This window comes from Nitrospina gracilis 3/211, assembly GCF_000341545.2.
Lineage (GTDB): Bacteria > Nitrospinota > Nitrospinia > Nitrospinales > Nitrospinaceae > Nitrospina > Nitrospina gracilis.
In genome coordinates, this window is record NZ_HG422173.1 from 923,693 (window position 1) to 936,045 (window position 12,353).

Below are 12,353 nucleotides of genomic sequence, written 5' to 3' on the forward strand. Positions count from 1 at the left end.
CCGCGCCGTTCCGGCCTCCTCCCTTACCCATCCTCAAGCAGATTTTTCGTGTTTCCCCGCCGGGATTTGAATTAAGCTGTGTGGGTTGATCTCTTCATCATTCGCTTTTACTTTTAAAAGATATTTTCATGCAAAAGCTGAAACTGTTGTTTGGCGTGCACAACCACCAGCCCGTGGGCAACTTCGACCACGTGTTCGAGGAGTTGTTCGAGAAAAGCTACCGGCCCTATTTCGACGTGCTGGAGCCGTTCGAGCACCTGCGCACCGCGGCGCACTTCACCGGGCCGTTGCTCGAGTGGATACAAAAACACCGCCCGGATTTTTTCAAGCTCCTGCGAGGCATGGCGCAGTCGGGTCGTCTGGAAATCATGAGCGGGGGATTCTACGAACCCATTTTGTCGAGCCTGCCGGAAAAGGACGCCATAGGCCAGATCCGCATGATGAACGAATTCATCGAAACCGAATTCGGTCAGACGCCGCGCGGACTGTGGTTGGCCGAGCGCATCTGGTCCCCGACGCTTCCCAGCCTCCTTGCGCAGGCAGGCATCGAGTACACGGTGCTCGACGACACGCACTTTTATTACGCCGGTCTGGAGACGGACCAGATCTCCGGTCATTACATCACCGAAAACCAGGGCCACGCGCTCAAGGTGTTTCCCATCAGCAAAACCCTGCGTTATTCCATTCCCTTCGACCTGCCGGAGAAAACCATCGAGCACCTGAAGCGTTTTCGCGATGAGAACGGCTTCGACGCCGTCACCTACGCCGACGACGGGGAAAAATTCGGGGGCTGGCCGGAAACCTACGAGTGGGTTTACGAAAAGGGGTATTTGAAAAACCTGTTCGGAGCACTGGAGGCGAACCGCGACTGGCTGGAGACGGTGACCTTTGGCGAATACATCCAGAGCACGCCGCCGGTGGGACGGGTGTACCTGCCTATGGCGTCGTATGACGAAATGATGGAATGGGCTCTGCCGCACCGGGCGGCCTCGCGTTTCGAGGACCTGAAGGCTCAAATGAAAGAGCGGGGGATGGATGAAGACGGCTATCGCACGTTTTTAAGAGGCGGGCAGTGGGACAACTTCCTCACCAAATACGAAGAGAGCAACCTCATGCACAAAAAAATGCTCTACGTGAGCCGGAAGGTGCATCGCCTGACCCCCGATCAGCAGAAGGAAAGCGGCGCGTTGCGGGAACTGTACCGGGGCCAGTGCAACTGTGCTCAGTGGCATGGCCTGTTCGGCGGACTGTACCTGAATTATTTGAGGCATGCCTTGTACAACCACCTCATTGCGGCGGAGAACATCGCCGACCATTTACTGGATGGAAACGATCGTGGGCTGAATGTGGACGTGCTCGATTACAACCATGACGGGCACGAAGAGGTGATCGTGTCCAGCCGGGCCCTCACCGCGGGCATTGTTCCGGCCTGCGGCGGCGCGTTGTTTGAGCTGGACTGCCGACCGCTGTGTTTCAATCTCAGCAACGTGCTCAAGCGCCGGGAAGAAGCGTATCACCGGCGGCTGGAGACGGCGCAAGCGACTCACGCCGGGGATGAAGCGGCCCAACCCGCGTCCATCCATGACCGGGTGAAGGTGAAGGAAGCGGGCTTGAAGGACCGCCTGTTCTACGATGCACAGGAACGGTATTCGTTCATGGAACGCTTCCTTCCACTCAATACCACCCTGGAGGCGATGAAATCCAGCCGTTACCGGGAACTTGGAGATTTTGTCGGGAAACCGTATGCGGTGGTTCGGAATAAAGAAACCGGAACGCATGCCTCCTTCGAGCTGGAACTCCAGCGTGAGGGAAGGGTGATGGATGACGCCGGGGCTCATCCGGTGAAACTGAACAAGCGATACGTGTTTTCACCCGATTTGGGAGAAATGATGGTTGCCGTGACGGTCGCCAACGCCGGAGACCGGGTTCTGAAGGTGCTGTGGGCCGAGGAGTTCAACTTCACACTGCTGGCCGGCGATGCACCGGACCGCTATTATGTGTCCCCCGGGTTTGGCTCTGAACGGCCGCGCATGAACAGCGAAGGTGAATTGGAAAAGGTGGGGAGTTTCGGTCTGCGTGACGAGGCATTCGGATTTGCCTTATGGCTGGAAAGCCAATCGACGGCCCGGTGGTGGTGGTACCCGGTCGAGACCGTCTCCCAGTCGGAAGAAGGCTTTGAGCGCACCTACCAGGGCTCCTGCCTTTTGAATTTGCAAGCTTTACGGTTGAATGCGGGAGAGAAGTTTGAAACGGTGTGGCAGTTGAAGGTGCGGGTGGAAGGCGAAGAAATACCTTGAGTTGAAAAGGTTTTGCCTGGGGTGGACCCCCCGGGCCAGCGGCTCATTCCCCGGGGTCGGCTCCGTTGACAAATCCGATCAGGTGCGCCCGCTTTTCCAGTCCCCCCTTTTTGTATATGCGGACCACCTTCTCAATCACCTCGCGCAGTTTTTGATCCTCCCCATACTGCTCCAGCATGGAGCTGACCATTCCCTCCTCCTGTGCAGAGCCGGTTTCATCACGGGTCATGGGGCCTTTCCCGGTCAGCAGCCAAACTATATTGAGGTTGGAAAACTGGTACAACTTGGCAATGGTGTCGGCAGACGGAAGGGATTTTTCGTTTTCAATATCCGACAACGACCCTTGGGATATTTTGATGAGCTTGGCCAGCTCGTAAGATTTCATCGGGATGGTTTTTCGCCACTGGCGCAGGCGTGATCCCAGATGTTTGGCGGTTCCTTTATGTTTTTTTTCCGGCATATGGGTGTACTTGGTAGTTAGTTAGACAGGAAGTGGTGCCTGAATGTATGGAATCCAAGTGTCATTATGGAATAAATCCACTTTTATTCTCATTGAAAATAAACTTTACCTTAATCCTGGCAGTTTTGGGTTCGCTTCCCCTAAGCAAATCGTAAATGCAGCTTAAAATGATAACTTAGGAACTACTCTAGTCATTCCAGCGTTTTCGTCAATCAAAACATTGAAAGTCGGGGGTTAACGTATATCTGCTCAGCCCCCCGGACTTCGGGAGATTAGGGGTGGCTTGAATGATTATTTGGAATCCCGAATGGTTGGCGATGGATAAAAATATCGGTTTTCCAAATCTTATATTTGTATACTAAGATATACTATATCAATAGTATAAATACTATGTTTATGATTTTGAACTTATTTTCTATGGCTCTCAATATTCATGTTTTTACTTTAGGTTGATCCGGAACGAGGGGGGCGGCGCCTGAGGATGGCAAAATAATCCTTTCTCCAAACTTTTTGAAAAGAGGAAAACGGACTCCATATTAGGCTTATCGATATGAAAATTTTTTTCCCGGAAGAGTAAAATTTTAGACATTAATGACAATTGTATCGAATCAATAGTACCAAGCCGGTCGAAAAGTCGCCAAAGACTGTAAATGAATACAATGGCATGATAAATGAGGGATTTTGTAGTCCGTGTTCAGACGGAGGGCTCGGCCGCTTGTCGCAGGCGGTCCGCAATGGGCTGATGGTAGGAGGTCCAGCCCGCCGGTTCCGGCGGCTGTTCGGGAGCCGGTTTCAGTTTTTTCTTCATGCGAAGCAGCCGCTCGACGGAGCTATCAATGCGGGAGGGGTCGATGCGGCCGCTTTCCACTCCCCGAATCAGCTGGTCTTGAAGAGCCTCCACCTTGTCGGGGTGGTGGCAGATGAGAAACACGTCCAGCCCGGCTTCCACCCCGCGTTCGGCGAAGGTGTCGAATGAAAAGTGCTGGTCCACGGCCTTCATCTCCAGGTCGTCGGAGATGATCACTCCCTCAAAACCCAACTGGCCGCGAAGGACCTCCTGCAGGATGCGCGGGGAAAACGTGGCGGGAAGGGTTTCGTCCCACGCAGGATACATGACGTGGGCGGTCATGATCGCTTCCAGTCCATGCTGGACAGCGTGGACGAAGGGAGCCAGCTCCACCTGGTTCAACCCGCTTTCATTGCGTTCCACCCACGGCAAATCGTGGTGTGAATCGAGGTGGGTATCCCCGTGGCCGGGAAAATGCTTGCCGACGGGAAGAACTCCGGAATCGCGGCACCCATTCATGAACGCCACCGCCAGCACTCCGGCCCAGTGCGGATCCGTGCTGAACGCGCGGTCGCCGATGACCGGATTGTCGGCATTGGTGTGCACGTCCAGCACCGGGGCGTAATCCATGTTGACGCCAACTTCAAAAAGTTCCCGGGTGAGCGCCCGGCCGAACTCATAGGCAAGGTCTTCAGATCGTATGCGGTCCAGCCCGATCGCCGGGGGGAATTCCGTGAACGGTGCTTTCAGGCGAGCCACGCGGCCCCCTTCCTGGTCGACGGAAACCAACAGCGGCAGGCCTGTGGAGGATGCGGCCGCCACCTGTTGCAGGTCCCGCGTTAACGCGTGCAATTGCTGGGGATTCTCGTAATTGCGATCGAACAGGATCAGTCCGCCGATGTGACGGTTGACGATCAGGTCCTCTGTTTCGCGTGTGACGCGGGTGCCTTCAAACCCGGAAATCAACATCTGTCCGGTCTGTTCGCGAATGGATAAATTGTGTTTCAAGAGTGGTGTGCTCCTAAGGGGGATCCCGCAAACGGACGGCTTGCGTTCCGGCAAAGCATAGCACTAAATTCCGGAAGTGAGAATATTTCCGAGTGTGCTTGGCGTAAGGTCTGCTCCCGGTTCAAGACTCAGCCGTATATAATAGGAGCTTTGGGTGTGGTAGAATCCCACCCTCATCTAATTTCTGTTTGCCAAAATTGAGGTTATGTTTCCAAGACGCGTGGTGATCACCGGCCTGGGTGTCGTCAGCCCCAACGGCATCGGTAAAGACATTTTCTGGCAGAATACCTGCAATGGGGTCAGCGGTATCGACCGCATCCGGAGTTTTGATCCCGAGGGATTGGACTGCATGATCGCCGGCGAGGTGGCGGACTTTGATCCGCGGCGGTATTATGGCGAAGCCGAACTCAAAAAACTGCCGAGGTCGGTGCCTCTTTGCGTGGCGGCGGCCACGGAGGCGTTCGATGACGCGGGGATCAACTTCAAGGATTTTGAGGAAGAGGATTTTGAAAGCCTGGGCGTGCTGGTTGGCACGGGTGGCTCCGGTTTCGATTTCTCGGAAAAGCAGTTCGCGTTTTATTATTCCGACAACCGCCACAAGATCAGCCCCTACGCCATTTCAAACTCGCTGGTTGGCATGTTGTCCAGCGAGGTGTCGATGCGTTTCGGTTTGCAGGGGCGGAGCCACGTCATCTCCAACGGGTGCACCAGTTCGACCGATGCCATGGGCTACGCTTTCAACGCCATCCGCTTCGGCCAGGAGGACTGGTTCCTGACCGGCGGCGTGGAAGCCTGCGTGACGCCGGCCATGATGACCGGCTTCCAGCGCATGCGCGCCAACCCCGTTCACTTCAACGGGGACCCGACGAGAGGGTCGCGCCCCTTCAACCGGGACCGCGAGGGTTTCGTGCTGGCGGAAGGCAGCTGGATGCTGGTGCTGGAGGAACTGGAGCACGCGCTAAAACGTCGGGCCAAGGTGTACGCGGAAATAATCGGTTACGGCACCACCTGCGACGCCTATCACCGCGTGGCGATCATGCCGGATGGCAAACAGTCCACGCGCGCACTCAAACTGGCACTCAAGGACGCACGGCTGAGCGACATGGACGTGGATTACATCAATTTCCACGGAACCTCGACCGTCATCAATGACAAAATTGAAACCCATGCGGTGAAGCAGGCGCTGAACGGGTATGCGATGCAGATCCCGGTGAGTTCCACCAAGTCGATGGTCGGGCATCCCCAGGGAGCCTCGGGAGCGCTCGGGGTCACGGTGACGGCGCTGTCGCTCAAGCAGGGAGTACTGACGCCGACCATCAACCTGGAAAACCCCGATCCGGAATGCGACATGGACTACATCGCCAACGAAAGCCGCGAAACGCCCATTCGCACCGCCATCAGCAACTGCATCTCCTTCGGCTCGAAAAACTCCGCCCTCGTCCTGCGCAAATTCGAGTAGCGGACTGGGTCCGAGGCAACGGGCTCCTTCCCGGACGCCGTGTTCCCCTTTGTCCGTTTCCCTGTCCGGTGCGCAACCCGGTTGAACTCCGTTCCGGGGAATTCTATAATGGGACCCAACTCAAAGAGACGAAATCAGGTTTCAACCGTTTTTTATAAATTAAGGAGTGCGTCATGTCTGAACAGCACGCTCACGACATAGAAATCAATTACCGGAAAATTTTCGCGCGTCTGCGCACCCGCAAGAAGTTCTCCATCCAGTCCATTGAAGGCACCAAAGTCATCGTGGAGCAGGACGAGGAAATCTGCGGACAGAAGGAACCGCGTACGTTCGAGTTCAACAGTGAAAAAGAACTGGAACAGTTTGTCACCCAGGAAAACCAGATCGAGCGTGACATCGAGTCCCAACTGTCCGGCAACCAGATGCCCTATCGTTGATCCGTCAACCACTGAAAAAACGATCGAAGCAAATGTTCATTGCCTCACCCGGTTCGTTTCGCTTGAGTGGAGAACGACCGGGTGACGGATGCAGGGCGAACTTCCAGTATCTTTCCCTTTTCTTTTGTTTGCTTTCCTGAGTAAACAGGGGTACACACCGAAAAAAAATTGTGCTAGCATTTGTCCAGCACATCGGGTCGCAGATTCCCACAAGCGGCCCACCATAGCCTGCCTTGACTCAACGGGAAGCATTCCTGCCGATCCGGTTTCAATTTGTTTTTCCTGGAACCATAACCGAACCGGATTCTTTAAACTTCATGTCTCAGAGACTAACGCTTCAAACCCTTGCTGAAAATCTGATCCGCGAATCGCAGACCCCCTTCACTTTGGAAGATTATGTTTCACGCATCCAGGAACGCTGGCGGCGGCGCATTGCACCGGACACACTGGACCATCTCAAGGCCAAGCTCAACGACCACGATTATCTGATCGAGGTGGGCGACAACGACTTCCTTCCGTTCCGCCTCATTCTCAATCGGCTGGGACGGATTCCGCTTGTGATCAATCCCGGCACGGTAGAACAGGAGAAGGGGCTCCTCGTCCCGGGTCACCGGCTGGCTCCCTTTGTTTCGTGCGAGCTGGAGGAAGGGGAACTGGTGTTTGTCGATACCGAAGGCCGTGAAGTTCCCAAAAAACGCAAAACTTTTTTCATCGAGGACGTGATTCCGTTTTTTCAGTATTGTGACGAGCGGCATTTTCCGGACCAGATCAAGGTCAACCAGTTCGTCCCCGGTAAAAGCATGCTCACCCTCACGGCTTGGGACGTGAGGCCGCTTTACTCTGCCTACGGCCTGAAACCGGGCGATGCCATGCAGGCGCGTTTGGAGGATTACCGCGGCGGGGTGTTTTCCCTGCATCCGTACCCGGCTGAAAAAGGGAGGGAAGACCGCATTCGTCTGCGCTCACTGTACATCGCTCTCGAACGGGTGCTGTCGGATTTGTTCACGCGGAAACGGCAGCGGCCCGACCGGCTGGACAAACAGCTTCTCTATGCGTTGTTCACCCTGGCCGAAAGGAGGGTGGAGATCCCCGCGTTCTCCCTGCCGGGGATGGTGGAAAACCTCAACCGCATGCACGTGGTGCGGGATGAGGTGCGGGGCATTCACATGGCACCGGCCCATCCTGCGGGACCTGATCCGTACGTTTGGGAAGCGGTGGAGCAAACCCCGAGCGGGCGGACGGGATCGCTAGCTGAAATTTTCGAAGACATGGGCCTCGCGTTCAACGATCTCGAGTTCAAGGCCATCCTGGTTTCGATGATGGCGACGGACGACTTCGATATTGAAGCCGTGTTCGACCTGCTCTTCGGAGCCAAGCGCGATCGCTTCTATGACGAGCGGCAGCACAAGGCCTTCTACCGCTACCTGCGCAAAATGTTGCAGGGGATCTGCGAGGACCTGCAATGCCCGGAACCGAAACCGGTGTCCGATATCCGCAACGAGACGGTGGGCATCAAATTGCGACTCATCCAGATTTTGCGTTACCTGGAATCGCAGATGGTGAACCTGGAAGACCTTCCTGCGGAAATGCTGGAAGCGCTGGCGGATCTGGACGAATTCTGCACGGAAACGCTTGAAAAACTTTCCGACCGGCTCAATCCGCCGGATGTGAAATCCATTCGCGACATGAGGATGACGCTCCACATGATCGGTCCCGACGCCGACCTCATCGAAGAAGACATCTACGACAATCTGGGAATCTACTGACCGGGCGGAGCCCGCCCCACAACGTGGGCAGGAGACGGTTTGTGTTTGGAACCGGCCCACTCCCCATCGTTTGCAAACGAAGCGTTACCCCTTTCGCCGAAGAGCCGCACACCGCGAAGAAAATTTTAAAAAATGACCGGGTTGGAGTACAAAAAGGAAGGGTTTACAACCCGACGGCTGTTGCGGGCGCGGTTATGGAAACGTACTCCCCTTTGAGGACATGACCCTGCGCACTGTGCACGCGCACGCGGGCGAGGTCGCCGGTCTGCAATGCGTCTTCCCCACCTGAGAAAATCACCATCCAGTATTCCGGATTGCGGCCTTTGAAGGTCATGTTCTGCCGTGAGGTACGGCTTTCAACCAATACCTCGACTTCCTCATCGAGAAACTTCTGGCTCAATCGATCCGTCAGTCGGGACTGCAGTTCGATGGTGGCGTGCAGCCGGCGTTTCTTCTCTTCGTCCGGAACCGAGTCTTCATACAACGCGGCGGGGGTGTTGGGTCGAGGGCTGTAGGCGAACATGTAGCTGTTGCTGTAGCCCACCTTCTCCATCAGCCGAAGTGTGTCCTCGAACTCGCTCTCCGTCTCGCCGGGAAAACCGACGATGATGTCGGTGGACAGCGCGATGTCCGGCACTGCGTCTTTCAATGCGTCGATCTGTTCCATGTACTCCGCCACGGTGTGACTGCGCCGCATGCGGTCCAGGATGCGGTCGTTGCCGGACTGCACCGGCAGGTGCAGGTGGTTGACCAGTTTGTCCAGATCGCGGAACGCCCGGATGGTTTCCGGTGTGAAGTCGCGCGGATGGCTGGTGGTGAAGCGCAAACGCTCGACGCCCGGAATTTCCGCCACGCCGTAAAGCAGTTCGTGAAACGCCGCCGGTTTTTCCAGGCCCCGCTTGCCGTAGGCATTGACGTTCTGGCCGAGCAGGATGATCTCCCTCGCCCCCTGGTCCACCAATTGCCGGACCTCCTCATAGATCTCCGACGCTTCCCGCGATTTTTCCCGCCCGCGGGTGAACGGCACCACGCAGAACGAGCAGAACTTGTCGCACCCCTTGATGATGTTGATGAAGGCACTGGGTCCGGGAGGCTTCACCGGCGCCACTACGGGGATGGAATAGTGTTTCTCGCGATCGAACTCCGTCCAGGCCAGCGGCCTGCCCTCGCGGCGGACGCGATCGACCGCCAGTGGAATGTCCTCCACCGCGTCGGGTCCGATGATGAAATCCAGAAACGGCATGCGTTTCAGCAGGAATTCCTGTTCCTGTTGCGCCAGACAACCCGCAAGGCCGAACAGCAGGTCCGGGTTCTGTTTCTTGAGCGGGCGGAACGAACCAAACAGCGAATACACCTTTTGTTCCGCTTTCTCCCGGATCGAGCAGGTGTTGACGAGAATGAGGTCGGCGTCTTCGGCGTGTTGCGTGCGGGTGTAGCCGGAATGGAACAGCAATAGCTCCATGCGGTCGGTATCGGCCACATTCATCTGGCAACCGAAGGTTTCGAGGTAAACGTGTTTCATGGCGGAAGATTGTAGCGGAATTGCCGGCTCATTCCAACCGGCATTTGGCACGGGGGAGCTGCGTCCCTCGAGGCTCGGGATTTTTTTTACCGCCCCAGGCAAAAAATAGGGGAAATTGAGGAAAAATCACCCAAGCCCTTTTTGCCGCGCCGCGGAGGTGCGGGCGGCTGGGAATCCCGCGCGCAGAAAGGAGATACGGCCCACCCGGCAGAGAATGCGGCGGATACAAGTTTGTTTAAATTTATATAAATTAATATTAATAAGAATTAATTCAAAAAAATTATTGACATAATAATAAATATTCAAGTATATTGATTAGCATCCGTAAAAATTAAATAGCATAACCATTCAAATCATGCGCAATTCGTCCCATTTTTTTAGCAAAAGGAGGGGAATATTGTGGCCAGTGTGAATAATGTCCGCAAAATCCGCGAGTCGAAGATGATGAGCAAGGCCGAGCTCGCACGGAAAGCCAGTGTCACCGTGCAAACCATCGACCGGATTGAAAAAGGGAACGATTGCCGCTTGGACACCAAACGCAAAATCATACTTGCACTCGGGTACAAACTGGGGGAGCGCTCGAAAGTCTTTGGGGAGGAAACGTCTGCAGACGACCGGGCATCCAGCCAGGTCAAGACCAAATCCAAATCCAAGGTCAAGGTGCGTCGCCAGGCCGGAAAGGGGAAAAGGCAGGCATGATTCCGAACGGAGTTCAACGGTTTCATCAGGCAACAGGGCACTGCCAACAAGGTCGCAGGTGCCGTTTCGAAATTAAGCAGGAGGAGGGGACCGGGTTTCCGGCTCGATGGACGGTTCCCGTAAAAAGCGCAACCTAACTCATACGCAGAGGACGTTACATGTTTCTTTCGGCCAAAACTCCGTTGTTGGCTATTGATATCGGGTCGCATTCCATCAAGGTCGCCCAGCTCGATGGGGATCCGGGAAAGTTTGAGTTGAAAAACTTCGGACTCATGCCCCTGGAACCGGAATCGGTGACGGAGGGAGTGGTGCGCGATGAAGAGCAGGTCTCCGACGCCCTCACACGCCTTCTGGCCGCGGAAAAGATTAATAACCGTTTCGCGGTTGTTTCCGTTTCCGGTGAGGCGGTGATGATCAAAAAGATCAAGGTGCCCGTTCTGCCGGAAGAAGACCTGGCTGAAGCCATCCAGGAAGAGGCGGAACAGTATATTCCCTTCGACATCGACGACGTGCGCATCGACTACCAGGTATTGGAACCCAGCGTGACTTTTGATGAACACGAATTTGAGGATGAGGAAGAGGAGAAACTGGACATCCTGCTGGTTGCCGTGCAGAACGAAATCATCGACAGCCGTCTGGCTGTGCTCGCGGCCGCCGGCCTGAAACCGGTCATTGTCGACCTCGACGTTTTCGCCATCGTCAACGCTCTTGGCAATTCCAGAAATGTGAAGGACATGGGTTCGGTGGCATTGCTTGATCTGGGGCATACGTTCACCCACCTCAATATTCTGATGGACGGCGTCAGCACCTTCACCCGCGACATACCGGTGGGTGGTGGGTTGTGCACGAAAAATCTGGTGAGCCGTTTTCAGCTGGAACCCAAAGATGCCGAGGCCCTCAAGTACGGCGTTCTGCCGGAAGAGGTGGAAAAGGACGATGTGATCAATGTCATCCTCGATTCTATCGATCCGATCATCGAGGAGCTCCATAAGGCTTTTGAGTTTTTCAGCTCTACCTCCAACAGTCAGGTGGAGAAGGTGTTTGTCATGGGAGGGGGTGCGTTGATTCCGGGGGTGGATGGATTTATCGCCGATCGCATGGCGGTGCCTGTGGAATTGTTCGATCCGTTTGAATCCATCAAGATTCCGTCGACTTTTGACAAGAAAGCCCTGGCGCACATGGCACCCATGTCCGCCGTCGCCATCGGGCTTGCTTCGAGACGGTTCGATTACCTGGAACAGATGGAGTCCAAGAAAAAAGAACAAAAGGTGAAATAATTCATGAATCTCATTCGCGTCAATCTATACGACTACCAGCGCATTGTCCGGGAAATCATCATTCAAAAGCTGTTTGCCGGCATTTTGAGCGCCGGCTTGCTCGCAGGCGTGGCCTGTTTTCTGGTGTGGGCATGGCAGCTGGTCACCGTTGCGCAGTTGGAAGGCGACATCGAGGAAGTGCAGTCCCAGGTGAACGCGTTGACCCCGGATTACCGGAAAGTTCAGAAACTCAAAAAGAAAAAGGACCGTTACGGAGACATCATCAAGGGAATCGACGGGCTTCGTACCAAACGAAGCCGAACGACCGAGTTGCTGGAAGACCTGGGGCAGAGCCTGCCGGACGGGGTTTGGCTGACGGTGGTGGAGCAGCGAACGCTGGACGACCTGGCGAATATCCCGGATCTTTTTCTCGGCGTCAACAAGGCTGCCATCAATGAAGCGAAGGCCAATGCGGAGAAGGAGGGGCGCGAACACGAACCGCACCAGTTTATCCAGATCACGGGTCAGGGGGACGACCACCAGGCTATCGTTCATTTCGTGGAGAGACTGAGAGAGCTGCCCTACTTCGATCATGTGATGCTGGCCCGGACTGAGCAGAAGTGGAAGAAGAATTATCCGGTCAAGGAATTCATCATTTACAG

The 12,353-nt window shown here is 55.2% G+C and carries 10 protein-coding genes; 7 read left to right on the forward strand and 3 right to left on the reverse strand.

What is annotated here, in order from left to right; translation table 11 throughout:
- Window positions 1-128 precede the first annotated feature (128 nt).
- On the forward strand, window positions 129-2,297 hold the full coding sequence (locus tag TX82_RS04355; protein ID WP_005007455.1) for an alpha-amylase/4-alpha-glucanotransferase domain-containing protein: 2,169 nt from the start codon (window positions 129-131) through the stop codon (window positions 2,295-2,297).
- 43 nt (window positions 2,298-2,340) lie between these two features.
- Here TX82_RS04355 and TX82_RS15050 read toward each other — a convergent pair whose 3' ends face one another.
- The gene (locus tag TX82_RS15050) at window positions 2,341-2,757 is read right to left on the reverse strand and encodes a helix-turn-helix domain-containing protein (RefSeq protein WP_005007458.1); all 417 of its coding nucleotides are present in this window, start codon (window positions 2,755-2,757) and stop codon (window positions 2,341-2,343) included.
- A gap of 694 nt (window positions 2,758-3,451) precedes the next feature.
- Entirely contained in the window at window positions 3,452-4,552 is a 1,101-nt protein-coding gene (nagZ, locus tag TX82_RS04365; protein ID WP_005007462.1) for a beta-N-acetylhexosaminidase, read from the reverse strand.
- A 205-nt stretch (window positions 4,553-4,757) separates the two neighbouring features.
- Between nagZ and TX82_RS04370 the strand changes: the two genes are divergently transcribed.
- The 3 genes from TX82_RS04370 (at window position 4,758) to TX82_RS04380 (ending at window position 8,214) form a co-directional block, all read left to right on the forward strand.
- Window positions 4,758-6,011 (forward strand): beta-ketoacyl-[acyl-carrier-protein] synthase family protein, encoded by a 1,254-nt coding sequence (locus tag TX82_RS04370; RefSeq protein WP_005007463.1) that lies wholly within the window; start codon window positions 4,758-4,760, stop codon window positions 6,009-6,011.
- Between the two features lie 173 nt (window positions 6,012-6,184).
- A complete protein-coding gene (locus tag TX82_RS04375; RefSeq protein ID WP_005007464.1) occupies window positions 6,185-6,448 on the forward strand; it encodes a hypothetical protein in 264 nt (87 codons plus the stop codon).
- Between the two features lie 317 nt (window positions 6,449-6,765).
- Window positions 6,766-8,214, forward strand: a complete 1,449-nt coding sequence (locus TX82_RS04380; RefSeq protein ID WP_005007465.1) for a hypothetical protein — start codon at window positions 6,766-6,768, stop codon at window positions 8,212-8,214.
- A gap of 163 nt (window positions 8,215-8,377) precedes the next feature.
- Here TX82_RS04380 and miaB read toward each other — a convergent pair whose 3' ends face one another.
- On the reverse strand, window positions 8,378-9,736 hold the full coding sequence (gene miaB, locus TX82_RS04385; RefSeq protein WP_005007467.1) for a tRNA (N6-isopentenyl adenosine(37)-C2)-methylthiotransferase MiaB: 1,359 nt from the start codon (window positions 9,734-9,736) through the stop codon (window positions 8,378-8,380).
- A gap of 399 nt (window positions 9,737-10,135) precedes the next feature.
- Between miaB and TX82_RS15645 the strand changes: the two genes are divergently transcribed.
- The 3 genes from TX82_RS15645 to TX82_RS04400 form a co-directional block, all read left to right on the forward strand.
- The gene (locus TX82_RS15645) at window positions 10,136-10,435 is read left to right on the forward strand and encodes a helix-turn-helix transcriptional regulator (RefSeq protein ID WP_005007472.1); all 300 of its coding nucleotides are present in this window, start codon (window positions 10,136-10,138) and stop codon (window positions 10,433-10,435) included.
- 158 nt (window positions 10,436-10,593) lie between these two features.
- Window positions 10,594-11,712, forward strand: coding sequence for a type IV pilus assembly protein PilM (gene pilM, locus TX82_RS04395; protein WP_005007473.1), 1,119 nt, complete (start codon window positions 10,594-10,596; stop codon window positions 11,710-11,712).
- Between the two features lie 3 nt (window positions 11,713-11,715).
- Window positions 11,716-12,353: PilN domain-containing protein (locus TX82_RS04400; RefSeq protein WP_042250542.1), on the forward strand; the 638-nt coding region annotated here is incomplete at its 3' end.

What these genes read in the sequence shown, in the direction of transcription:
- miaB (WP_005007467.1), bottom strand. Translation starts at nt 9,736, where the DNA reads ATGAAACACGTTTACCTCGAAACCTTCGGTTGCCAGATGAATGTGGCC.
- TX82_RS15050 (WP_005007458.1), bottom strand. Translation starts at nt 2,757, where the DNA reads ATGCCGGAAAAAAAACATAAAGGAACCGCCAAACATCTGGGATCACGC.
- pilM (WP_005007473.1), top strand. Translation starts at nt 10,594, where the DNA reads ATGTTTCTTTCGGCCAAAACTCCGTTGTTGGCTATTGATATCGGGTCG.
- TX82_RS04355 (WP_005007455.1), top strand. Translation starts at nt 129, where the DNA reads ATGCAAAAGCTGAAACTGTTGTTTGGCGTGCACAACCACCAGCCCGTG.
- TX82_RS04375 (WP_005007464.1), top strand. Translation starts at nt 6,185, where the DNA reads ATGTCTGAACAGCACGCTCACGACATAGAAATCAATTACCGGAAAATT.
- TX82_RS04380 (WP_005007465.1), top strand. Translation starts at nt 6,766, where the DNA reads ATGTCTCAGAGACTAACGCTTCAAACCCTTGCTGAAAATCTGATCCGC.
- TX82_RS04370 (WP_005007463.1), top strand. Translation starts at nt 4,758, where the DNA reads ATGTTTCCAAGACGCGTGGTGATCACCGGCCTGGGTGTCGTCAGCCCC.